This window comes from Gelidibacter japonicus (assembly GCF_010725055.1).
In the GTDB taxonomy this organism is placed as follows: domain Bacteria; phylum Bacteroidota; class Bacteroidia; order Flavobacteriales; family Flavobacteriaceae; genus Gelidibacter; species Gelidibacter japonicus.
The window spans coordinates 85,843-109,757 of the sequence record NZ_BJKB01000016.1 but is presented as its reverse complement, the minus strand read 5'-3'; the positions used below and the strand labels follow the sequence as shown (position 1 = coordinate 109,757).

General features: G+C 37.4%; 19 protein-coding genes and 1 pseudogene. 11 read left to right on the top strand and 9 right to left on the bottom strand.

What is annotated here, in order from left to right:
* The first annotated feature begins 219 nt into the window (after positions 1–219).
* Positions 220–678 (top strand): COG2426 family protein, encoded by a 459-nt coding sequence (locus tag G6N06_RS15460; protein ID WP_163517688.1) that lies wholly within the window; start codon positions 220–222, stop codon positions 676–678.
* A 44-nt stretch (positions 679–722) separates the two neighbouring features.
* Here G6N06_RS15460 and G6N06_RS15455 read toward each other — a convergent pair whose 3' ends face one another.
* Positions 723–2,357 (bottom strand): alpha-L-fucosidase, encoded by a 1,635-nt coding sequence (locus G6N06_RS15455; RefSeq protein WP_163517687.1) that lies wholly within the window; start codon positions 2,355–2,357, stop codon positions 723–725.
* A 435-nt stretch (positions 2,358–2,792) separates the two neighbouring features.
* On the opposite strand from G6N06_RS15455, the gene G6N06_RS15450 reads away from it, so the two are divergent.
* The 5 genes from G6N06_RS15450 to G6N06_RS19925 all read left to right on the top strand — a co-directional run bounded on the left by G6N06_RS15450 (position 2,793) and on the right by G6N06_RS19925 (position 11,496).
* Entirely contained in the window at positions 2,793–4,502 is a 1,710-nt protein-coding gene (locus G6N06_RS15450; RefSeq protein WP_163517686.1) for a potassium channel family protein, read from the top strand.
* A 771-nt stretch (positions 4,503–5,273) separates the two neighbouring features.
* Positions 5,274–6,485, top strand: coding sequence for an SGBP N-terminal domain-containing protein (locus G6N06_RS15445; RefSeq protein WP_163517685.1), 1,212 nt, complete (start codon positions 5,274–5,276; stop codon positions 6,483–6,485).
* Positions 6,486–6,535: 50 nt separating this feature from the next.
* Complete coding sequence (locus G6N06_RS15440) at positions 6,536–10,447, top strand: T9SS type A sorting domain-containing protein (protein ID WP_163517684.1); 3,912 nt, start codon at positions 6,536–6,538, stop codon at positions 10,445–10,447.
* Position 10,448: 1 nt separating this feature from the next.
* Entirely contained in the window at positions 10,449–11,138 is a 690-nt protein-coding gene (locus G6N06_RS15435; protein WP_163517683.1) for a SusE domain-containing protein, read from the top strand.
* 136 nt (positions 11,139–11,274) lie between these two features.
* Positions 11,275–11,496, top strand: coding sequence for a TrkA C-terminal domain-containing protein (locus G6N06_RS19925; protein WP_308469762.1), 222 nt, complete (start codon positions 11,275–11,277; stop codon positions 11,494–11,496).
* A gap of 87 nt (positions 11,497–11,583) precedes the next feature.
* Here G6N06_RS19925 and G6N06_RS15425 read toward each other — a convergent pair whose 3' ends face one another.
* Both G6N06_RS15425 and G6N06_RS15420 read right to left on the bottom strand, forming a co-directional pair.
* The gene (locus G6N06_RS15425; RefSeq protein WP_163517682.1) at positions 11,584–13,656 is read right to left on the bottom strand and encodes a lipocalin-like domain-containing protein; all 2,073 of its coding nucleotides are present in this window, start codon (positions 13,654–13,656) and stop codon (positions 11,584–11,586) included.
* A gap of 220 nt (positions 13,657–13,876) precedes the next feature.
* Complete coding sequence (locus G6N06_RS15420) at positions 13,877–15,091, bottom strand: serine hydrolase domain-containing protein (protein WP_163517681.1); 1,215 nt, start codon at positions 15,089–15,091, stop codon at positions 13,877–13,879.
* 563 nt (positions 15,092–15,654) lie between these two features.
* Here G6N06_RS15420 and G6N06_RS15415 point away from each other — a divergent pair.
* The 3 genes from G6N06_RS15415 to G6N06_RS15405 are packed head-to-tail and all read left to right on the top strand — an operon-like array spanning position 15,655 to position 17,801.
* Positions 15,655–15,954 carry a hypothetical protein gene (locus tag G6N06_RS15415; RefSeq protein ID WP_163517680.1) on the top strand — a complete coding sequence of 100 codons (300 nt, stop codon included), beginning with the start codon at positions 15,655–15,657 and terminating at the stop codon, positions 15,952–15,954.
* 51 nt (positions 15,955–16,005) lie between these two features.
* Positions 16,006–16,422 carry a hypothetical protein gene (locus G6N06_RS15410; protein WP_163517679.1) on the top strand — a complete coding sequence of 139 codons (417 nt, stop codon included), beginning with the start codon at positions 16,006–16,008 and terminating at the stop codon, positions 16,420–16,422.
* Between the two features lie 5 nt (positions 16,423–16,427).
* Positions 16,428–17,801, top strand: coding sequence for a hypothetical protein (locus tag G6N06_RS15405; RefSeq protein WP_163517678.1), 1,374 nt, complete (start codon positions 16,428–16,430; stop codon positions 17,799–17,801).
* Positions 17,802–17,945: 144 nt separating this feature from the next.
* Here the strand turns inward: G6N06_RS15405 and G6N06_RS20065 are convergent, their stop codons facing one another.
* Complete coding sequence (locus G6N06_RS20065; RefSeq protein ID WP_308469761.1) at positions 17,946–18,137, bottom strand: hypothetical protein; 192 nt, start codon at positions 18,135–18,137, stop codon at positions 17,946–17,948.
* Positions 18,138–18,677: 540 nt separating this feature from the next.
* Between G6N06_RS20065 and G6N06_RS15395 the strand changes: the two genes are divergently transcribed.
* Together G6N06_RS15395 and G6N06_RS15390 are read left to right on the top strand one after the other, a co-directional pair.
* A complete protein-coding gene (locus tag G6N06_RS15395) occupies positions 18,678–21,251 on the top strand; it encodes a carboxylesterase family protein (RefSeq protein WP_163517676.1) in 2,574 nt (857 codons plus the stop codon).
* 33 nt (positions 21,252–21,284) lie between these two features.
* On the top strand, positions 21,285–21,650 hold the full coding sequence (locus G6N06_RS15390; protein ID WP_163517675.1) for a helix-turn-helix domain-containing protein: 366 nt from the start codon (positions 21,285–21,287) through the stop codon (positions 21,648–21,650).
* A gap of 60 nt (positions 21,651–21,710) precedes the next feature.
* Here the strand turns inward: G6N06_RS15390 and G6N06_RS15385 are convergent.
* The 5 genes and pseudogenes from G6N06_RS15385 to G6N06_RS15365 all read right to left on the bottom strand — a co-directional run.
* Positions 21,711–21,935 (bottom strand): annotated as a pseudogene (locus tag G6N06_RS15385) (tyrosine-type recombinase/integrase); the annotation flags it as partial.
* A gap of 94 nt (positions 21,936–22,029) precedes the next feature.
* Positions 22,030–22,191, bottom strand: a complete 162-nt coding sequence (locus G6N06_RS15380) for a helix-turn-helix domain-containing protein (protein ID WP_163517674.1) — start codon at positions 22,189–22,191, stop codon at positions 22,030–22,032.
* A gap of 203 nt (positions 22,192–22,394) precedes the next feature.
* Positions 22,395–22,991 carry a mobile mystery protein B gene (locus G6N06_RS15375; protein WP_163517673.1) on the bottom strand — a complete coding sequence of 199 codons (597 nt, stop codon included), beginning with the start codon at positions 22,989–22,991 and terminating at the stop codon, positions 22,395–22,397.
* Positions 22,982–23,440, bottom strand: coding sequence for a mobile mystery protein A (locus tag G6N06_RS15370; RefSeq protein WP_163517672.1), 459 nt, complete (start codon positions 23,438–23,440; stop codon positions 22,982–22,984). The genes G6N06_RS15375 and G6N06_RS15370 overlap by 10 nt, the downstream gene beginning before the upstream one ends.
* Positions 23,441–23,746: 306 nt before the next feature.
* Positions 23,747–23,902, bottom strand: a complete 156-nt coding sequence (locus G6N06_RS15365; protein WP_163517671.1) for a hypothetical protein — start codon at positions 23,900–23,902, stop codon at positions 23,747–23,749.
* Between the last annotated feature and the right edge of the window lie 13 nt (positions 23,903–23,915).

Below are 23,915 nucleotides of genomic sequence, written 5' to 3'. Positions count from 1 at the left end.
TATCCAAAAAAATGACAAATCACTCCTATTTGGCAATTACAATCGTCAAATGATTTTCTTGTCACTCTTCTAATATTTATCTTAAAAGAAGAAACATTTACAATCCTTTAAAGACGATATTTTTATCTAAAGCACTGTTTTTTAGCTAAATTTTAATAGATATCTACAGTATAGACTTCCCAAAATGAGTTATTTTTGCAAAATCAAATTTCAAAAAAGATGTATTCTGACTTATTTATTGCCATGCTATGGAGTATTTCACCTTTAGGAGAAGCTAAAGTGGGGATTCCTTATGCGCTTTTAAATGGAATAAATATTTATTTGGTTTTCCTTTTTTGCTTTCTAGCAAATGTGATGGTGTTTCCTATCATGACCTTCTTTCTTGATGTTATCAATCGCTACTTTATAAGATGGTATTACTACAAGAAAGCAGCGATTTTTGTAGCGAGACGCGCTAAAGTAGGTGCTGGGAACAATGTGAAAAAATATGGCTTTTGGGGCCTTATGATCTTTGTGCTGATTCCGCTTCCTGGAACTGGAGTTTACGCGGGAACCATTGCTGGCTATCTTTTTGGCCTAGAACGCAAAAAAGCTTTTTTGGCAAACTCCATTGGAATATTTATTTCTTGCGTCATCGTATGGGTGGGCACGATTGCAGCTATGAATGGATTTAACTAAAACTCGCTACTTCCGAACAAAATAAGATGAAGTGATTCTCCATTTTATCTTATAATAATTTCCAGTTCTTCAATTGCCAATCCTTGATGCGGATTGGACTGATCCACCAAACTCAATTCTATTTCATTTAATTTTTCTACATCCAGATTTATAGAAGGGATGGTCAGCACGTATAAATTGCTGTCTCGATGATGATCTGAGCCTAATGTGGAAATTGTATGTTCTTCATTGTTTATAACGAGTTTATAGCTATTGTTTTTCTCAGCAGCAAATACGACTTTCACCTGCGACGGTTCTTTTGATTCATTGCTCATATACCATTTCATTTTAATTACCGTCGCCTTAGTCGAATAATAATCATGTCCACTATAGCTATGGTATTTCTCGGCATTGGCCGTGGTCAGAAGTATTTCTTGATGTTCATTTGCTTTTATAACATTAATCGGCGTAATCGATAATTCATTTTCATATTCAAGGACAATGGTCGTAGCGTATGGATCTCTGACGATTTCATCTGTCAAATCAATTTCATAACCTGTGTCCGTCATTTCACTTCCTAACGACATAGAACTGTCGGATAGTGGATAAGCTCTCTTGACCTTTAAGTCTAAGCCCTCAATAGTTAACTTGTTGTTATCTGGATAATTGATGATATGAAGATATAATTTTCCAGGCTTGTTGGTAATCATTCCCCAATCTTGTTCTTGTATAGCTGTCCCTCGTGTTCCATAAATAGATTCGCCATTTTTGTCCAGCCATTCCCCAATACCCGCAAGCACTTGCTTTTCAAACGGAATCACTGTGCCATCTCCTTTGGGTCCAATATTTAATAAATAATTTCCTCCCGCGCTTACTACTTTAAGCAAATCATTGATCTTCTCAGCCACTTTATCCGCAACTTTTCCTCGCTCCTGCCAAGAGCGGTAACTCCAAGTTTCATTGAACATGGATGCCGGCGTTTGCCATGGCACTCCCATTTTAAAATCAGGTTGCTTATTGTCGCCCATAACCACAAAATCGCCCTGGTCATTCCAAATTCTCCCACTGATCATACAATTGGGTTGTAGTTTTTTGACCAGTGTTGCCATTTCATTACTTTGATCATAAGTTGGAGACCCCATATCAAACCAAATTTCAGAGATGTCACCATAATTGGTCAATAATTCTTCAATCTGATTCAAGTTATATTGGTGATGTAACGGTGGGATGGCGTCCGAATTATCAACAGATTCAAAGGGCAGCGCTCCCTCATAATCCCAGTCAATGAGAGAAAAATACACCCCAAATTTAAGATTGTGGCGTTTAGAGGCTTCCGCCAATTCTTTAACGATATCTTTTTTATACGGCGTAGCATCAACAACATCATAAGTTGTGTATTTAGAATCGAACAGGCAGAAACCGTCATGATGTTTAGCGGTTAAAACTATAGATTTCATCCCCGCTTGTTTAGCCAAAAGGGCAACCGCATCCGCATCCCAGTGAATGGGATCAAATTGGGCGGCCAACTTCCTATAGTCTTCTGTTGGAATTTTTGCGTGTCCTTTTATTTGCTCACTGTAGCCTGTGATTTGCTGACCATTCCAAACCCCTGCAGGAATCGAATAAAGACCCCAATGGATAAACATAGAGAACTTATGATCCTCCCAACTATCATTTGTTACATGGGAATCAGTTTCCATTTGTTGATCCAGTTTTGAATGTTCCGTTTTACAGGAGCCTATCCATAAAAAAACACATCCGATCACTATAAATTTTGATATAAAATGGGCCATAATGAAGTTCTATTTAAATGTACTGGTTGCTTACGAATAATGCGTCATGAGTAAAAATACAGTCACTTTTTATAATCGCGGCTCTATTTTATAAATATTTTCAGATTTCAAAAATTAAAATAATCTTGCAATAACTCCAATCGAAGCTTTGCACTTCGTTTTGATTATATATCGTTGGATTGCTTAAACGAGTGACCTTCTTTTTTCTTGAAAAGATACTCTCTTGGACCTTTAGAATATTATATTTGAAAAACTTCTTAATCAAACAGCAAAACATGAATTAAATTGCATAGATTAAGGGATGAATTGACCAAATTGCAGCCATTATAAAACAAACAGAATATGAAATTTATCGGTAGTCAGTTAGCCTATTATATGAGAGACAAAGACTTCAAGAGAAACTCCAGGGTCTTGCTTAAATATTTAGCCCTCTTGGCAATTGTCATTATCATTTATTCTGTTCTTTTTCATTTTATAATGGCGTCAGAAGGCCAAGATCACTCTTGGGTTACAGGTTTCTATTGGACCCTCACGGTTATGAGCACCCTTGGTTTTGGAGATATCACATTTGCATCCGATCTCGGTCGCTTTTTCAGTATTGTCGTATTGCTTTCCGGTATTTTCATGTTAATGATTGTATTGCCTTTTGCCTTTATCAGGCACTTTTATATCCCACTTTTGGAGTCGAAAAAGAAAAACAAGGTGCCTCGTCAGGTGCCTACTGGAACAAAAAATCACATCTTAATATGTTCTTATGATGTTATAGCAAGAGATATGGCTGAGCGATTGGAGCAGGAGAATACTCCTTATTATATCATTGAAAACGATATTGAAAAGGCGATCAAACATCATGATGACAATGTTCCTGTATTGCTTGGAGAATTGGATGACCAGAAAACTTTTATCCTGGCCAATATTAAGGATGCAAAACTGGTTTTGATCAATAGAGATGACTTTTTAAATACCAAAATCATACTTACCATTCGAGAAATTTCAGCAGCCGTTCCGATTGTTGCCATAGCCACTCTCATTGAATCGGTAGATGTGCAGCAACTTAGCGGCGCAGATCATGTGTTGCCCGTAAAGAAATGGCTGGGCGAACAATTGGCCAATAGGGTAAACACGCAACATGCCGAGTCTCATGCCATAGGTCAATATGAAGATCTATTGATCGCAGAACTACCAATCTACAACACCCCTTTGGTGTCAAAACGTATCCGGGAAACGGATTTAAGACAAAGATTCGGGGTTAGTATTGTAGGCATTTGGGAGCGAGGCCGATTGCAACCTATAACCGGTAGCGAAACACTTACACAGGAAAGCATTTTAGTCATCATAGGACACAAAGAACAACTCAAAAACATTGATGAACTCTTCCATGATTACACCGTAAACCCGCATCCCGTATTGCTAATTGGTGCGGGAAGAGTAGGATTGGCGGCCGCAAAATCTCTTCATAAAAATGGCGTATTAGTCAATGTCGTGGACAAAGATCCCGAGGTCTGCAAAAAAGTAAAACCATATTGCAATAAGGTATATTCCGGTGATGCCTCCGATTATCAATTGCTAAAAAAGGCAGGAATTCTTGAAGCTCCTTCTGTATTACTGTCTACCCATGACGACACCATGAACATTTATCTTGCCTCCTATTGTCGTCAATTGAACAAGGATGTTAGGATAGTGAGCCGTATTTCCGAAGCTCGAAATGTTGATATTATTCAAAAAGCAGGTGCTAATTTTGTTTTGAGCTACTCTACTTTAGGCTCAGAAGCCGTTTTGTCGATTTCTAAAGGCCAGGAACTAACCGTTCTTGGGGAGGGTTTCACCTTGTTTATCATCCCAATACCAAAATCATTAGAAGGTAAGTCACTTGCAGAATCCAATATTGGCGCTAAAACAGGATTATCGGTCATTGCCATAAAAGAAAACTCTGAAGTCATGACCTTGCTATCGTCACAGACCATACTTCCTCATGGTGCCGAAATAGTCATGCTTGGAAACATCGAAATGAAACATAAATTCAATAAGATCTACGTAAAGGACAATTTATGATCGCTACCGTATGGGCGATTTGTAAAAACCCCTGATTATAATGTGTGAAATTTATCATCTCACCATTTTGCGGGATTGTTGATAATGTGGTACGGTTATTCATTTCGAATCATATGTTCATAATAATTGTGTTGCCACAATTTGTCGTTGAGATTGAATCTAAATAACTAAGATTATGTGTCAAAATAGAAGAGATTTAAATAACATCATTTTTAATTTGAAATCAGCTCCCTTTATCCTTCAAGATGTCAGATTTTGAACATCCATGAAAAAGCAGCAACTAACAAAACTAAACTCTCACTCTAATTTTAGCACTTTTTTAGATGCCTTTAATCAATAGAATCATGTTATTTTAAAACTGCTATTAAGGAAAGGCAATGGGGCATAAAAATTATTAAAAAATAACACCATGTAGTACACTCCCTAACCTTATAATTGTGCCATGGCTGATGGATGCTACTATAAAATATGCATCGCAGGGAATATCATTTTGATTTATTATAAAAAATCCAGACTATTCAGTATTTTAACTATATTAGCACCCTCCCTCCTAAGTACAATCATGTTTTAAATAAGAATCCATAAATCAACAGTAGAATAGATCTTTTCCAGCCATGACAATAGTTGGATAAGTCAATTAGTGCTACAACAAAGCAATCAAAAGGTGCTGAGCAAAGATTTTCATTTACCAATTCTCCCTTTTTTGCAAGAATTGAATACTGAAATATGGAGGGAGCGATACATTAAAATAATTCTAAAAATAAAAGTATAATGAAAAACTATTTGGCCCTTATCTACACCTGTTTAATATTGGTTTCTTGTTCAAAAGATAATGAACCTATCGTATTAAGTTCTGAGAACTCCATCACGTCATTTGCACTTTCTATAAATGGCGAAATTGTTAATGGAACTATAGACCAAATGGAGAAAACCATATCCTTTGATCTTGTGGGCGCAGAACTCTCTTCATTAAAACCAATCGTTCAATATTCAAACAAAGCGACCCTGTCTCCATCGGAAAACGAAAGTCAAGATTTTAATAATGAGGTAGTATACCAGGTCATTGCTGAGAATGGAGAGTCCAGCATGTATAAAATTATCATATACAATAGGCCTATTGGCGTGGAGAGCAAAATACTGACATTTTCAACAGTTATCAATAATGAGACTATTGAAGCAAATATCAATCACGATGACCTATCCATAACATTCAATTCTGGTTCTTTTGATAGAACTGCATTGAGCCCAATAATTACGATATCAGAACACGCTACCATTTCTCCAGACCCTTCGATACCTCAAAATTTTGAAACGCCAGTAAAGTATACCGTGACTGCCGAAAATGGAGATATCAGCGTCTATGACGTTATGGTTAATGCTCCAACCATTTCCAATATGTCATCACGACCGATACTTTTATTTACGCGAGCCAGTTTATTTATTACAGGTAATTTTTTAGATCCGAACCTTCCAGGTGCAGAGCTCTATTTATTTGACGGAACTAATAAGTACAGCTTACCAATGACCGATAGCTCAAGTTATGAACAAAATGCGCATATTACCGTCTTTAATTTTTATACCAAAATTCCCGAAAATATTCCCACCCATAAAAACTATAGAATTGGGTTTCGAACGGATCATTCTGATGTTCTATCTGACATCGTAATAGACATCTTAGCAGAAAATGCTCCAAAGTTCGTATCCCTAAATCAAACATCCTATTCATGGAACGATGTATTGGTCATCACTGGAGAGAATTTAACTGAAATAATCACCATCCCATCCAACGGCTCTATTTTTATAGTAAAGAAATCCGGCAATTACGATTATACTTTAAATAGCAGCAAAACTGAAATTTCATTAATTCTCGATTATCGCTATTTTTTTCCAAGTCATTTTGGCCGTTTACCAACCGAGAAAACCATCTCCTTCCGAACACAAGATGGGCGGATGGGAGAATCGTTTACTACCATATTCAATTAAATGCAATCAAAACCCTTCTTACTTATGTTCCTCATTAAACCCAATAGAGAATGAAAAACTACTACACCGCTTTTCTTATTTTAATGGTCAATGTTGTGTTTTCGCAATGCCCAACAGGGAATTTGAATCTTTATAAACAACATCAAGTTGATTCAATTAAAATAAAATATCCTAATTGCAAGGAAATTGATGGTAACATCACCATCAACAGTAGTAGCAGCAACAGCTATTATGACGTAGAAAATTTAAATGGTTTATCGAACATTACGACAATAAAAGGTACTCTGACCCTTAATTCTCTAAAAGAAACTACAGATTTAGCAGGTTTAGCAACATTGAAAGAAATCGAAGGCGACCTAAGATTCACACATAATAATCTTGTTTCCATTAACGGGTTTACGGAATTGACATCTGTTGGAGGCTCCATAGAGTTTGACTATAATAGGTGTACGTCTATTAACGGTTTCAATAATCTTACATTTATAGGCAACAACTTTACCCTATCCCAAAATTACGAGCTTATTAATTTTGAAGGCTTTAACAATATAGAATCTATCTCTGCAGATTTCAACTTTCGAAATAATATAAAAATGCAACCCATCAGTGGCTTTAATAAATTGATCGAAATAGGCGCAAATTTCAACATAAGCAACAATGGCGATCTGACAGCTTTAAAAGGGCTCGTCGCTTTAAAAACAGTACATGGCAGCTTGAACTTCACGTCCAATAGTGTCGCATCTATTGAAGGGCTTCCAGCATTAACAGCAATTGGTGGAGGCCTTAATTTCTACAACAATAGAAGTGAACATATCACAGGCTTTGAAAATCTATTGACTATTAAAGGTGGACTTTCAATATCAGGGAATTATGCCTTATTGGATGTTCAGGGTTTTGACCTTTTAACATCCATATCCGGGACCCTTACGATAAATGAAAATGAAAATTTAGCCTCAGTTAACGGATTTGGTAATTTAACAACCATTATAGGGAACATCAGTATTATCAGGAGCCACAAGCTCATGTCCTTAAATGCTATGGATGCTTTGCAAACTGTTTCGGGAGATATTAAGTTCTCGTATAACGATCCTTCAACGATTGGTGGCTTTGCCGAATTAAACACTATTGGAGGCTCCTTGGAGTTTAGAGGAAATGGTATCAACAGCGTCTTTGGATTTCAAAAATTGGAGACCATAGGGAATGTTTTGTCTTTCTATGAAAACCGGGCTTTAACAAGCATCAATGGTTTTGAACAGCTAAAATCTGTTGAAAGCTGGTTCTCTGCACATGGAAATAGCCAACTCATTACAATCAGTGGCTTTGACCATCTTAATACTATAGGAGCCTTATATTTTATTGATAATCCTAACTTAACTAGCATAAGCCAGTTTGAGAATCTACAAACCATAAAGGATAACTTAACTATCAAACAGAGTTCATTACTAACCATTGACGGATTCAATGTTCTAAAGACTGTTAATAATATAAATTTCTCACATAATAATAAGTTAGCATCCATAGACGGTTTTAATGCTTTGGATATGGTAACAGGAGATCTTTCAATTGAAAACAACGGTGTTTTAGCGAAAATCACTGGGTTCAATGTGCTGCATCAAATAAGCACTGGACTAACCATGGATAATAACCGGACTTTAAGTGAACTATCAGGATTTAACTCGTTAGAGATTATAGGAGGTCACGTAAAATTCAGCACTAATGCCATTGAAGATTTTAGTGGATTTAACCATTTAAAATCCATCGATGGCTATTTAATGATCACGAGTAATACAGGAACCGCTGATGTCAATGCCTTTCATGCGCTGGAATCCATGACCAGCAGCTTTTATATTTGGAATTCTAATATGACGGATATATCAGGATTTAATAAACTTAAGGCCACTGGGGCGTTTACCATTGATGACAGTGGGCTAAAAAACTTGACAGGTTTTAACAATCTTGAAAACGTGGGAGGTCCTTTTACCATCGAAAATAATACCAATCTTGAATATTTAAATGGGTTCAACAATTTAAATACTTGTGGCGATTTCAAATTAAACGCCAACGGTATAAAAGAATTGAATGGATACAATAATCTTATATCTATCCATGGTCCGATAACTATAAATTACAATGGAGAATTAACAATTTTAGACGGGTTTAAAAAATTAGAGAGCATTGAAAATTGGTCCCAAATTGCAGGAAACATAAAACTCAAAACAATCAGCGGTTTTAACAGTCTAAAATCAATGAGGTTGGGTGCTAATTTCGGCATAGGTTTAGGTTTTTATAGCAATAATGCTCTGGAATCCATTACTGGATTTAATAGTATGACTGCAATTGATGGCATTTTAAAATTTACAGGCCATCCCCTATTAACGGATCTATCAGGATTTAACAATTTGAAGTCTGTTGCTGAACTCGATATTAGTAATATAGGATTGAGTGATTTTTCAGATTTCAACAATTTAGAAAGCATCACCAACCGTTTATCTGTGACACACTCTCTCAATCTATTAAATTTTAACGGTTTGGAAAAGGTATCCTCTGCATTAAATGATTTATCCATCATTACCAATCCGCTATTGAACAATATTAATGCTTTAAATAATATCACATCGGTAGAAGAAAGCATTACCATTCAGAAAAGTCCTTTATTGAGTAATTGCAGTATTTATTCTGTCTGCGCTCATTTAATAAAGAATGGACGGTTATATATAGGCGGAAATGATACAGGCTGCAACAATAAAGAAGAACTTTCAATAGGCTGCTCCGAAAGCGAAACTGACGATGACAGCGATGGTGTTATGAACAACCTCGATCACTGTCCTAATACACCAATGGGCGAAAGTGTAAACCAAGATGGCTGTTCCGAAGCCCAAATTGCAGATGATGACCAAGATGGAGTCATCAACAATAACGATACTTGCCCTGATACACCGGAAGGCGAAGCTGTTAATTCAGCGGGCTGTTCAGCAAGTCAATTGGATGATGATAATGATGGCATTACAAACAATATAGATCAGTGCCCAAATACCCCATCGGGTGAATCTGTTAATTCCGATGGATGCTCCAATGACCAACTTGATGATGACAATGACGGTGTTGTTAATGCTAACGACAGTTGCCCTGAAACACCAGAAGGAGAAACTGTAGATCAAAATGGCTGTTCTGAAAGTCAAAAAGATGATGACAATGATGGGGTCATGAATAATTTAGACCAATGTCCAAATACTTCTCAAAACACTAAGGTTAATGCCAATGGCTGCATTGCAATTCCTGCTGATAATTTTACTATTCAAATCATTGGCGAAACTTGTCCCGAGAGTAATAATGCCCAAATTATCATCTCCGCAAATGAAACTCATGACTATAGTGCTCATCTCAATGGTGTGGAATACCTGTTTTCGTCAGATGTAACAATAGATAACCTGCCTCCTGGAAGCTACACTTTGTGCATCTCAATTCCTACAGAGCACTTTGAGCAATGCTTCTCAGTATTACTGCCCGAAAGTTCTACCATTTTAGGCAAAACCTCTTCGACAAAGCCGGGTCAACTTTCCATTGCCATAGATAAAGGATCTGCGCCATACACGGTATCAAGAAATGGTCAAGTTGTTTTGACAACAGCTTCGAAATCTATTGAGGTAGAAGCTGCTATTGGTGATTTGATCCAAGTAAAAACCAGTAAAAATTGTGAGGGCGAATTGTCTAAAATAATGGACGGTGCCTATCGCCTGTACGCCTATCCAAACCCAACCTCTGGAGGTTTCGAATTGACATTACCTGTTTTGAATCATGACGTACAATTGGACATTTATACGGTCCAGTCGCAATTAATTTCGTCTTCTATGTATAAAGTATCCAATGGTAAGATTAGGCTTGACATCAATCATCTACCTGACGGGGTGTATTTCATTAAAGCGAATTTAAAAGAACCAGTAACCATTAAAATCATTAAAAATTAATATGAAAAAAATAGCGTTCTCAATTTTATTTTGTACCATATTTTTAGGTTGTAGTACTGGTGGCGATTCGGATCCTGATTTACCAAAGAATATTGCGCCAACAATTCCTACCCTATCTTCCCCAAGCAATACTTTGTTATGTGTAAACAACATACTGGAGTTTAAATGGGAAGCATCATCAGATGGCAATGGCGATGCTATCACCTATAAGATAGAAATCTCTAAAGACAATCAATTTACTTCAATTTCTAAGACAGCAACCGTTTCTGGTACCACGATGACTTTTACATTGGAAAGAGGAGTCGCTTACTATTGGCGCGTCGAAGCTATTGATAGCAAAAATGAGTCGAGCGGTTTTTCAAAGGTATTTAGCTTATACACCGAAGGAGATGGCGCAACTAATTATTTACCATATGCGCCACAGTTAATAAAACCCGAATTAAGCGCCTCTATTGAAGTTACCACTGCGACATTAGAATGGTTGGGGAGTGATGTTGATGACGATCCATTGACCTACGATATTTATTTTGATGAAAACAATCCACCAACCACCTTGGTTTCTGAAAACCAAGTTGTACAAACGTTTGAGGTGCTATTAGCCCCAAATAAAACCTATTATTGGAAAGTCATTGTAAAAGATAACAAAGAAGGAAGAACAATAGGGCAAGTTTGGAACTTTTCAACACACTAGATATGAATTGAATCTTAATCAATTCTGCTGCACCTGGTAAACTTTTGCTATCCTGATTAAATTTATGAAGATGTAATATCAATTTGCTTAGACCAAGAATTAACCGTTCCTTAGAATGGCCGGATAAGGTTTTACCCTGTTTATCATCCCAATACCAAAATCATTAGAGGGCAAATCACTCGCAGAATCTGATATTGGCGCTAAAACGGGATTATCTGTCATTGCCATAAAGGAAAATTCTGAAGTCATGACCTTGCTATCGGCAAAGACCATACTTCCTCATGGTGCCGAAATAGTCATGCTTGGAAATATCGAAATGAAACATAAATTCAATAAGATCTACGTAAAGGACAATTGATGATTGATTTTTTAATTGTCCATTTGTTTGCGCAGGCGTTTTGCACCCCTCACGTTTCGCAAACGCCCCAACTTAAATACCCCAACCTCAAGGCCATTGAATCACCTCTAAGAAAAGATCGCCTTCATCATTAATATTTTGACCGATATCATCCTTTTTCAATCCGCTGGAAATGGAAATAATATCTCCAAAAGCATTTTCAAAAATAACGTGTGGGTAACCAATGGTTGAAACGGTGCTGCTTTTTTGGGTCTGTCTGTTATAAATAACCGCTTCCTTCGCATGAATACTCTCTGGGGTAATCTCCCAATCCGGATCATTGTTGGAGCCAAAAATCAGCCCACCATCCTTGCTTGTTCCCGATGGAAAATACGGAGATTCAAAACTTTCCATTAACGTAAAGTTGGCCGTTGAATAAAGCCGATTTTCAGAGAAATTGATCACGTAATTCCCTGTAGCATTATACCGCGAATCACCCTCCCAATTGGCCTTAATTGAAATGGGGACCATTTGCTCCTGAGTCATAGTACCATTGGCAGACAAGGCATATAGATAACTATTAGGCTCATTATAATGGCCCAGCAATATGTTGTTGTTTCTCAAGACAAAAGCCTTGTAATGGTTGCTATTTTGATAGTTTGAAAAATGTGGCTTTGTATCCACCAGATTCATATTGGCATTGTCACGGACATAGGTATAGATATTTTCCTTATTCACAACAATCCAATAGCCCAAGGACGAATATGAAAAATCATTCGCACCCTGTATCTTCAAATCTAAAGTGTATTTATACTTTAATGTCATAGCATCATATACAGCCAAATCTGAACCCTGCTCTACGATAATTTCTCCTCCATAACCAGAATTAATGTACTTGATAGGAATGTTCGTAGTGTACGTAGTACCTAAATTGGATATGGCTTCGGTTTGGTTGCTGCTGTAATTAAAACGGTGGATATGGCTCATATTCCGCGAGCTGCCTTCCTTTCCGTAGAAATAAACGACGGTGTTTTCAGGATCAATGGTATAGGATTGTACCTGAGATAGACTTAAAATCTCTGGACGTTTGAACGGCACCTCTTGAAATGTAGTGACCTGCGAATTGTAAAATTCCGTCCGGTTTCCAAAGATATTATGTACATACAGCACATAATATGGATTTTCGAGAAGCGGCGGATGCTCATCCAAATACTTAGTAACCTCCCGATCATTGATGATAGCCACCGAATAGACCTGTTGCCCTGTGGCGTAGCCCCCACCAAAATTTGAAAAAGCCAATTCATAATGCGAAAAATATGGATCAGTACTGGCTTGCCAATTGAATTGAATGGCCGAACCTAAAATATCCGGCTTATAAAGCGTTACGGGTTGGGCTCGAATATTTTCGGTGTGGACAAAATGTCCATAACTCTGGCCCAATAGTCCGCGATCAGTATAGACCTTGAGATAGTAACATAAATATGCTTCTGCTGGGGGAGTCAAATCCGTAAACACAGTGGTATTGACCTCGCTAATGGTTGCGATGAGTTCGGCATCGGCAAAGTTACAATTGCCACCAACACTTCGATAAACCTCATACCGCTCAAAATCATTAAAACCTTGATAGGATTGCCAAGAAAAACTCAAGAGGTGGTCAAAAGCCGCATCTTGATTCCTTTTAAAAGTTGGCGTTACGATATCAATTTCCTTGGGTGTATATGGTTTTAGAAATACGTTTACAACGTCTAAAGTTCCATCCTCATCAACATCAAGCTTCATTTTGAACACAAGCTCGTTAGCATTTAATTTGGTAATTACCAGCTCTTCGCTTTGGCCAAACTCGTTAAACAAATTGATAATACCCTTGTTCAAACTCCAGTTCAGGCTATTCAATTGATACTCACAACCACTATGCTGAAATAAATATTCCGTATAGATCCCATTCTCCGAAAAAATAATAAAATCCCTTCCACAATCAGGGTATGTCACGGGCACCTCCGCAACGTCTCCTTGAAACCCCACATTGAAAATGGCCCAAATCCCCGTTAAATCGGCGACTGAAGCCGAAGTATCAGCTCCTTTATAAAAATTTGATACCGAAGTTGAGTCATCATCACGCTTGTCACAAGACAAGAAAACACAACAAAAAACGAGCATGAGGAGAGAGAGTTTCGTTTTCATTAGCCACTATATTTTTTTTGATAAATGTAGGATTTTTTCCGATGTGCGTATCTGAAATCACAACTATTTCAATAATATGGGAAGAAGACCTTTAAAGTCCAATAGCAATGAAGTTTCAATGTTCTAAAATGAAATGAACAAGAATCCTATTTTAGTTTATTATATCTATATGCTCCCGTTATTTTTATACAGGGGACCATAATTGTAGAAAGTTGCCTCTTTAGTCAATTACTCTCAGAACAGCATCGATAAAAGCCTGCCTTCCTTGAGTGAGCTCTTTAGAACCCGCTTTAGGCCAGGCTGCCATTTGGGCAATCACAAGATTCTTATGGGGGTTGATATAAACCATCTGGCCAAAAATTCCGAAAGCACCATAGCTCCCATCTTTAAAACGCCACCATAAATAGCCATATCCATCGCCCTCATCATTAACTTGTTTTAATAAGGATGTGGAATCTGTCATATATGCCTCTGAAATTATATTTTCATTTCCAATCTTTCCATGATCCAACATTAACGTTCCCAAGCGTGCAAAATCTCTTAAGCTCGCCGAAAGCCCACTTCCGCCTAGATTTAAATTGCTGCATTCATCGGCAAGCCAATACGCACAATGGGCCATTTGGAAGGGTTTCCAAATCTTTTCAGAGAGATATTCCGCTAAGCTCAAGTCTGTAGCTTTTTGGACCAAAATCCCCACTAAATCTGTTTCACCGGTACTATAGTTCCAATGCGTTCCAGGCTCATGTTTAAATTTCAATGGCTTCATATAGGTTAGAATATGAGACTCGACACCTTTACAATTTGCCTTGTACATTTGCCCAACATCAGAATTTGGATCTTCATAATCCTCATTCCAATCAATTCCCGATGTCATCGTCAACAGTTGGCGCACGGTCACTTGACCGTAATCAGAACCCTTAAACTCATCGATATATTTGCTTAAAGGATCCTCCAGGCTCTCAATAGCCCCCTCTTTTAAAGCGACACCAACCAACATTGAAGAAACAGATTTCGCTACGGAAAAGGACGTCCATAAGGTCTCTTGATGGATTCCATCGGCATATTGTTCCACTCTGATTTGATGGTCTTTTATTACGATCACCCCTTTTACATTATTGTCGTCCATATAGGAAGCCAATGTCGTTTCGTCTTCCCATATAGGAGCTATGTTTTTAAGCTCTTTCAAGGAAACGCTGTGATTGCCGGTAGGAATTGGAATGCTCGGAAAGATATCGTGCATGATAGGAAAACGGTGTTCTTTTTCCTCTTGCGACCAAAAGAGCAAACTTTCAAGTTTCTGCCCCATGGTTTCTCCCGGAATTTTTCCAAGTTCAGTGTTGGTCTCTTTTGTATCAGGACTAAAGCAATCTTGTGCGGTTAGAGTTAGTGAACCTAACACTAAAAACAAGAGCAGAAAAAATTTTCTATTGATCATAATTTTGAATTTGATAAAGTGAATTTATGATGGATGTTTTATTTGTATTTTTTTTGGAATATGCTATTGCTTCCCGTAAATAGTGTCTTTACTGCTCAATGAAGGAACAATCAGGACCATATGGTCAATATTCCGGTAAATATATAACGCTTTTACGTAGTACCCCAATGTCTCATTAAATTTCCACAATGGGTTATAACCCTAGCCTATATTATTTAGCACATTGGCATATTTTATCAAATAGTAGATAAGGTTGCACTCTGAAAGTTAAGGGAATTTTCACAGTTATTCTTCAATTTCCTGCAGAACATAAGTGGATTAAGGCAATTAATAATCTGTCATTGTCCATGCGAGAATTACAGATTAGCTTTAGGTATCAAATACGATAATCCATATACCATAAAACTGATTAAGCTCATCTTTTTAGAACCATTCATATTAGGACACAGTAACTCAGTATTGATGCAAATGGTTGTTTGGATGGCGGTTTATTATGGGAAATACAGTGAGAAATAGTCAATAGAAATACAATAAGAAATAGTCAATAATTAAAATCTAAAACTATGAAAACATTTAAGAGATTATTTATCCTGGGATCAGCACTTTTATTGTGGCAATGTTGCAATACCGAAGTGAAATGTGGCACCTACACCTCATCGGGAAGGGGACATTTTCAATCGATTACTATAAAATCTGGTGGTAAAGCGGAATTGGTATTTATGGGAAGTCCCTCCGAAGTAGATTACACGGTAGAAGATGGCAAGCTTAAGTTAATGGCAGCTGGTCAAACACAACTCCTTACCATCACGGAAGATGGTTGCCTGGACGGTGGAGGCTTTATGGGTAAATATTGTTTGGAATAAAAACCAGCCTTATTATTTATACAAATTTAAAACAACCAAAACAATCACATTATGGAAACAAAAGAGCTCATTCATTTACAAGAGATCGATGTCGTAAAAGTGCTTATAAAAGTATTGGAGCTGATTATAATTAAGCCCTTTACCCTGCCCTTGAAAATTTACAAAAATGCCCTAGCGCATCTATCAAATACTGATGCAGATGATTCTGAAGAAAGCGTTTTATCTTCCGACTTCCCACTGTACACGTGGTTTATCAGCATTTTTGATGCTATAATTGTCATCATCTACCCGGTTGGGATCATTGCCGCTATCATTGCTGGGACGAATTCCTTTACCGGTGGACTCGGGAGTTTTCTAAGTGTTCTTGCCCTCACTTATTTTTCGCCCTTGATATATGGTCTTCTTCGGGAACTTTTTCAGATATCCCTGAAAGCCATACTGTATTTAAAGATCATTTCTAATAAATAAACATTATGAAAAAGCACGGTTTCATACTATTTCTAATTGGAATTTTTGGGTGCATTTGTAATGCTCAAACTATTTCGGGATGTGATTTTTTTCCAAAGGAAGAAGACATAACCTTTACCTATTTCAATTCATCCAAATATGATAAGAGTAAGAAAGAATTCAGATATATTTATCAAGGTAATGTCAAGATTGAAGGTAAAACCTATAGGGCATATCAGGTATATGTTAATGGCTACGTACCCGAGGTGAATCAAGTTCTTTATGTTAATTGCGATTCCAACAGTTTAATATTGGGAACCGGCATTTACAGTTTTAATAGACAAGTTGTTGGGTATTCTCAGGATATTACCAAGGTTGTAGATGTAAATGCCATTCCTATTTTCGAAGTGGGTATGGTGAATACCGGGGATTTTTATTTACCCACCGAAATTAAACCTAATAATAAAATAGGTGAAAGTTGGACAGAGACTAAATTTATGCACGGGAATCAAACAAAAGTTACACGAACCTTATTAGATAAAAATCTAACTCTTGAAGTGCTTGGTAGCGTATTTAAAAATGTATACCATATTAAAAAGGAAGTTCTGATAGAAGGAGGTGCCCTCGTTGGTGAATATTCATATGTTCAAGACGTTTATTTTGCTAAGGGGATTGGGCTTATTAAAGAAGTACAAGACTTTGGAAATAATAATATAGTGGTCACCGAATTGGATACCGGTATGTACGAAAAGATTCAAGTGGCGGAACAACAAAGGGTGTTGGAAGAAATAAAAGATATTCTAAAAAAATTACCTGAGGATCCGGAACTTAAAACTATTTACCAGAATTTGATTTTAAATAAAAATAATCTATCCATGGATCAGTTAACAGAGGTACACACCGAAATGAATAACATATTGCTTCGGTATCAATCGTATGTTAAAGACTCTATAAGAAAACAAAATAAGCGAATATCAGAGACCAAAGAAAAAATCAATGCTTTTAATCAATTAGAATCTCACTTAAAACAGGTAGGTGTAATCGATAAAAGGCTATTAGGCACATGGAAACTTCTGTCTACTGGCAAATCATTCTACAAATTCTATGAAGACGGTATGGTTGAAATTTATAAAGAAAATTTAAAATCTGAAAACATTAGTGGGAAGAAACATTTGTTTCGCGTAACCAATGGAAACACGTTGGAAAGCTTATATAAACTATACCAATCTGATGAATTTGGATACCAGAAACACCTAATCGATTTTGATGTTGATAAAAAATCCGGAAAGCCCCTTATTCATTTGAAGCTGGTATACCTAAACTCCATTGATTCAAAATCGCAGCGGGTGAAGGATATGTATTACAACAATAAAATTTATACCTATATTAAAATTGATTGATATATTAAAAATCAGGTAAAACCCCAAAGCTTACCCAAGACTTTTGCGCCTGGTTCCTGTCCTATTTTAGTAGCGTTCGGGCTGATAAACCTGCCCGTTCCATTCAGGCGGGGGTTAGCAAAAATCGGATAGGACGCACCTCTTTTAATGGCGTTCATGAAAGTTTGGTCCGCTGTCTTTGGACCTTTTCTTCTTCAAAATTAATGGCTTCCTTTTAAACTCTGCCATTTCCAACACGGATAGAAACATCGCCATGGTAGGCTTGGTGTGTGTCTTTTCAATACTGCCCAGGATGGCGATAGGAGCATCAATCCGTTTTGTGAATGTTGGTTCAATGGTACTTCCGGAGGGGCCATAAATCTCTTTAGGGGAGATCTCGTTCTGTAAAAAAAGTCGAGCATACTGGCCATGGCTTCCGTATGGGATTTAAAATGTGGAGTCATTGTCCAAATACAGCGCAATGGACTCAAAGGTGTGAAACATTTCAAACGTTTTTTCTATAAAGCCCAAAGAGTTTAAGATTAAAAGAGCAACCTCTTCCATTAGGGGTTTGTTCCACTCCGTCAGGCTCAACCTATCGAATATTCCCTCGGTAACCATCAGTCTACTGCTTCCGTTCCAGAGGTGACTGATGGCCTTTTAGGGAGCAAGAATTTTGATAATATGTGTTCCTCAATTCCCAACCTTCAGAACTGTTCGCTAATTTTAGAACTTTAAAATTATAATTGAAATTCGAAACTCTTGAACTTAGAAAATGCAGTATAACATTATCTTTCCCCTTAGCCGATGTAGAATTGTCCTTGGTCTAAATAATATTATAAAATCAGACGGTAATGCTTATTATTGGAGATAAATGACTTTAAAAATCTCTATTCGATGTGTAACACTTTTAAATTAGTCTTTGTAATTCTATTCCTCTTAGGCATTTCTACGCATACTATTAATGCTCAAAAAACGGGTAACATTGTTGAATACTTCGGTAAGGAAAAAATCAATGACGTTAGCGAAGGCAATGTGCTGCATGTTTTTAAAACTGGACTGGCATTACAAATGCAGAATCTTGGCTTCGAATCCTCCTCCTTTCCTAAAGACCCCGTTTTTAATCGATTCCTGACCGATACTCAATATAGAGCCACCAAAGAATCAACTTTCGATATTGACTTTTTAGGAAATCCTTTGCAGTGGCAATCCATAACAATTGATAGTACGAGCAGTTTTTCTGGCAGTAATTTAAGGTCGGCTTACGTATATCTATCCTATACCTCCAATTCAGAACAGATGGTACTTTTTGAAGCGTCAGGACATTCAGTTGCTTTAATCAACGGTTTCCCTCACGAAGGCGACCACTACGATTTTGGCTATAGTCTCATTCCTTTAAAACTGAAAAAAGGAGAGAATATCTTTGTACTAAAGGTGGGGCGTTTCCCGCGAATTCGGGCAAGATTGATCACGCCTTCCACCGGCGTCCAATTTACAACAAGAGATATGACCATGCCCAATATTCTGCAGGAAGAAAGCAAAGCCTACAAAGGCGCAGTTAGAGTGGTCAATGCCACTGAAAATTGGATAAACGGGGCGATTATTGAAGCAAATTTAGCTGATCATACCACAAATACAATCATTGCCAATATTCCGCCTCTATCCGTGCAAAAAGTTCCGTTTTCATTTACTTCAAACGCCGTGGATGCCTCAAAAGAAAGTGTTGACCTACAATTATACTTAAAAGACAAAAGAGGAACGACATTAAACAATCAAACAATCCCCTTAGAAGTAAAATCGAAATACAAACATCATAAAAAAACGTTTATCAGCGCTATAGATGGAAGCGTTCAATATTATAGTGTCGCACCATCAACAACCAAAGAAGCATCACAAGCTTTGTTTTTATCTGTACATGGTGCTTCAGTGGAAGCTGTCAACCAAGCCAATGCGTATGCCCAGAAAGATTGGGGCACTTTGGTTGCACCCACCAACCGCCGTCCGTTCGGATTTGCCTGGGAAGATTGGGGCAGATTGGATGCTTTGGAAGTATTGGCAGATGCAAAAAACATCTATCAACCTGATGAAAGCAAAATTTACCTCACCGGACACTCTATGGGAGGTCACGGTACTTGGTATTTGGGAGCTACATATCCTGACAAATTTGCCGCCATTGCGCCTTGTGCAGGTTACCCTGATTTATTGGCCTATCGCGATGGTTTTTCAAGAGCAGTGTTAGAAATGACCCCGGAACAATTGGAAGAAAGAGGCATTTCAGCAAAAACTGTGGAGCGTATGAAGTTGGCCCCCGTAAATACGCCTGTGCAAAATATGATTGAACGAGCAGGGACTCCAAGTAGAACCTTAAAATTAGAACGCAATTATTTACAAAGTGGGGTCTATGTTTTGCATGGCGAAAAAGATAATGTGGTTCCTACTGCTATTGCAAGGGAAATGAGAGAACGTCTGGGCAAGTTCCATAATGACTTTACCTATTATGAGTATCCTGATGGCACACACTGGTATGGCAATCACAGTGTCGATTGGCAACCCATTTTCGACTTTTTCAAACAGCGCACTATTCCAAAAGATTCAGTCGTTAAGAAATTAGAATTTTTCACGGGATCTCCAGGAGTTTCTGCATCATCCCATTTTATCACCATTCATCAACAAGAAAAGCCTTTTGAGGTCAGTTCTTTCAATTTCTCTAAAGAAGAAGGTTTTAATCTGACCACAAATAATGTGGCGTTACTGGAAGTCGATTTATCGAAATTAACCAACACTATAAATGAAATTACGCTTGACGGAGACACCTTGAAAGTGTCTTCCAACCTTGATAATTTCTTTAAAAAGGATAACGGAAAATGGATAACCACCGCTAAGCCATCCTTAGGTGAAAAAGGTCCCCATAGAAATGGGGGCTTCAAAGATGCCTTTAGAAATAATGTCGTTTTTGTTTATGCAACCAAAGGCTCTGCTATAGAGAACGATTGGTATTACCACAAAGCACTATTTGATGCTGAGACATTTTATTACCGTGCCAATGGCAATGTTGAAATGATTAAAGACACCGACTTTTCCTTGGAGAAATACGCTGATAGAAATGTGATCGTTTATGGAAATAAAGACAATAATACCGCTTGGAAAATTCTGTTGAAGGAGAGTCCAATTCAGGTTAAAAACAACGAAGTCCGTATTGGCGATAAAACACTATCAGGAAACCAATGGGGACTATATTTTACAGTATCTAGAACCGATAGTGATGTGGCGACTATCGGCGTCATTACCGCAACAGGTGATATGGGAATGAAAGCAGCCTATGCCAATCATTATTTAGTAAATGGGACGACTTTCCCTGATGTGGTTCTGTTTGACAGCAATTTGTTAAACCAAGGGAGCGATGCTGTGAAACATGCAGGATTTTTTGGCAATGATTGGACGATAGAAAATGGAGATTTTGAGTGGAAATAAAAATAGATGCGGATAATATTTAAATAATCAGTTATGGAATCAAAGGCTTTTAAATCTGAAAAAGATTATCGAGACGCTCTCAACAGATTGGAAGTGATTTTTGACGCTCCAATTGATACTAAAGAAGGCGACGAAGCGGAAATACTTTCAATGCTTATCGAAAATTACGAAAACGAATATTATCCAATTGATGCACCGGACCCAATTGAAGCGATAAAAATACGAATGGAGGAATTAAATCTGCGCCAAAAAGATTTAATTGGCGTGATCGATGGAAAAAGCCGAGTATCGGAGGTCCTCAACCGAAAGAAAAGATTGACTGTTGATATGATACGTGAATTGGAGCGCAAACTTCATATACCAGCTTCCGTTCTTATAACTGATTATCAACTTAAATAATACGCGTTTAAAATTGAAGATAGAAATTACTTTGGTTTTGCATTCCGAAATTCAGATATTCTAATCAAGGGACAAATTTAAGACCGGAATACTGATTGCCGCTTCCTTCATTTTTGTATCGATTATTTTGGCATAAATCTGTGTGGTTCTTATCTCTCAATGCCCCAGTCGTTTGGACACTGTATAAATATCCGCGCCATTCTCTAATAACAAGACCGCATTGGTATGCCGTGCGCTATGAAACGTAATATGGTTAGACACGCCTATGCGATTGCACCAACGGACCTATTCCTTTATTTTTTTGGGTTGTTTTTTGCTAGGTTCAGCGCCAGTTCTAAACTTTCAATAGTGTTTTCTTCGTCGACAATAGTTTTAAAATTCAATCTGCCAACCAGAGGGTAATTAATTCCTTCTGCGGTTGTTTAAAAATTCTGGCCAGTTGGATAATGTCTTCCTTTTTAAAAGGGCGTTCGTTGCGCTCCATTTTGCTGAGCATAGCGGTGTCCATTTGCATCGCGGCAGCCAGCTCCCGAAGTAGCATTTGATTAGTATTTTCTTAGTTCTCTGATTTTTTTTACCAATCATTGTTGTCTTTTTACATGCTGACTTGTCAGATTTTGTACACTATAGAATTGTTTTTTAAATAAAAATTGCGGGATACCGTACGGTAGGGAAAAAAGAATAAATTTTATTTTCGGTATTTTTGAGAGTTAAGAAAGTTGAGGGGTTTAAGGAAACCAAGGATTAGGAAACTGCAAAATCCAGTAGGAGTTGATAGTTGTTTTGGTCGGCCTGTTTCATTGCCTTTAAATATGCTGTTCTGGTTTGGGTGGCTTTCGATAAATTGCCTGCGCCCCACGAAAAAAGGGGTTTGTTATAAATTTTTTCAATTATAATATCGGCCATTAAGCGGCTATGACGTCCATTCCCATTAGGAAAACAATGGATGCTCACGATACGGTGTTTGAAACGTATGGCTGTTTCCTCTGGGGAATATGTATTGTTTTCTATCCAGTATAAGGCATCATCACAAAGTACTTTAAGTGCCATAGGAATTTGGTGTTTATCGATCCCAATATTTTTGTCCGATTTTCTAAAGGTTCCTGCCCAAGCCCAGATATTGCCGTACATACGTTTGTGTAAATTGCATATAAACTTTTCTGTAAACACCTGTTTGGGTTTGAACTTTTTGTTAAACACCCATTGTAAAGCTTCCTCTATATTGAGCTGCTCAAACTCGTCCAGTTCGGCCTTTGTGCTAATGGTTTCGATTAATAGCCCCTCTTTTTCCTCTTCGTCAATAGGGGTTTGCCCATCAATATACTCTAAGTCTAATCCCATAAAGATTTGGGCATTTCATTTTTAATTATGGCAGTACGTTCCTGAATTGCTTTTTGAAGGCGCTGCTTAGAGTTTTCTTGATCTTCCAGCTTCATTGTGTTAGAAGTTCTGGAAACAATGCGTATTGCCAGTTCTGTGGCTTTGCGTTCAATTAAATCGTCCAAAGTACCATCTTTAGGTACCAATCCATAAACGAGTTGCATATCCAGTGCATTCGCAGTGTCTTTAAGACTGTTAAGCGTAATGGTGCCTTCCTTTTCCCGTATTTCAATTTCCTGAACACTTTGTTTTGTTATGGAAAGTCTATCAGCTACTTGTTGCAGTGACATTCCTAAAGAAACCCGGATTGTTTTAAGCCAGCCTATTGTTGGCTGAGTAACTTGGGCTGCTTCCTTAAATTCTTTTAGTTTGCGGTCCAACTGCTCTATTTGTAATCTTTTTTTGTTCATAACGTAAGGTTTTAACCTGACAAGTGAATATCAAAAGTAAGGTTATTACCTGACATAAACAAATACTTTGTCAGGTTATAGCCTGATTAAGTTTAATATATAGTCAGGTTATACCCTGAAAGACATACAATTTGCTCTTTGGAAAGAAGCTGGGTATTGTCGTTTATGCTTTTATCCTAAACCTTTCACAATTCAGAACTGATAAACATTATCTCTCATTCTGTAAAATAGTAAAAAAATAAAACCGCATAATGGCGGTTTTAGTGATTTTTGTATTGTTTTGGTATTCAGTTAATTACAAAGCTTTCATCCATGCGTAGTCCTTCTAAAAGAAGAAGTTTGGACAACTTTTTCAGGATTAACTTTCTCATTTGCTTCATCAAAAAATGGAGTTTCATTATAGCGTTCAAAAGCTAGTTTGACATTTGCTTCGTTACGTTCCGGTATTTCTCGAATTTCCAAAACCTCTTTGATT

Excerpts from the sequence above, each read along its gene's own strand:
- G6N06_RS15460 (WP_163517688.1), top strand. The coding sequence starts at position 220 with ATGTATTCTGACTTATTTATTGCCATGCTATGGAGTATTTCACCTTTA.
- G6N06_RS15455 (WP_163517687.1), bottom strand. The coding sequence starts at position 2,357 with ATGGAAACTGATTCCCATGTAACAAATGATAGTTGGGAGGATCATAAG.
- G6N06_RS15450 (WP_163517686.1), top strand. The coding sequence starts at position 2,793 with ATGAAATTTATCGGTAGTCAGTTAGCCTATTATATGAGAGACAAAGAC.
- G6N06_RS15445 (WP_163517685.1), top strand. The coding sequence starts at position 5,274 with ATGAAAAACTATTTGGCCCTTATCTACACCTGTTTAATATTGGTTTCT.
- G6N06_RS15440 (WP_163517684.1), top strand. The coding sequence starts at position 6,536 with ATGAAAAACTACTACACCGCTTTTCTTATTTTAATGGTCAATGTTGTG.
- G6N06_RS15435 (WP_163517683.1), top strand. The coding sequence starts at position 10,449 with ATGAAAAAAATAGCGTTCTCAATTTTATTTTGTACCATATTTTTAGGT.
- G6N06_RS15425 (WP_163517682.1), bottom strand. The coding sequence starts at position 13,656 with ATGAAAACGAAACTCTCTCTCCTCATGCTCGTTTTTTGTTGTGTTTTC.
- G6N06_RS15420 (WP_163517681.1), bottom strand. The coding sequence starts at position 15,091 with ATGATCAATAGAAAATTTTTTCTGCTCTTGTTTTTAGTGTTAGGTTCA.
- G6N06_RS15415 (WP_163517680.1), top strand. The coding sequence starts at position 15,655 with ATGAAAACATTTAAGAGATTATTTATCCTGGGATCAGCACTTTTATTG.
- G6N06_RS15410 (WP_163517679.1), top strand. The coding sequence starts at position 16,006 with ATGGAAACAAAAGAGCTCATTCATTTACAAGAGATCGATGTCGTAAAA.
- G6N06_RS15405 (WP_163517678.1), top strand. The coding sequence starts at position 16,428 with ATGAAAAAGCACGGTTTCATACTATTTCTAATTGGAATTTTTGGGTGC.
- G6N06_RS15395 (WP_163517676.1), top strand. The coding sequence starts at position 18,678 with ATGTGTAACACTTTTAAATTAGTCTTTGTAATTCTATTCCTCTTAGGC.
- G6N06_RS15390 (WP_163517675.1), top strand. The coding sequence starts at position 21,285 with ATGGAATCAAAGGCTTTTAAATCTGAAAAAGATTATCGAGACGCTCTC.
- G6N06_RS15380 (WP_163517674.1), bottom strand. The coding sequence starts at position 22,191 with ATGCTACTTCGGGAGCTGGCTGCCGCGATGCAAATGGACACCGCTATG.
- G6N06_RS15375 (WP_163517673.1), bottom strand. The coding sequence starts at position 22,991 with ATGGGATTAGACTTAGAGTATATTGATGGGCAAACCCCTATTGACGAA.
- G6N06_RS15370 (WP_163517672.1), bottom strand. The coding sequence starts at position 23,440 with ATGAACAAAAAAAGATTACAAATAGAGCAGTTGGACCGCAAACTAAAA.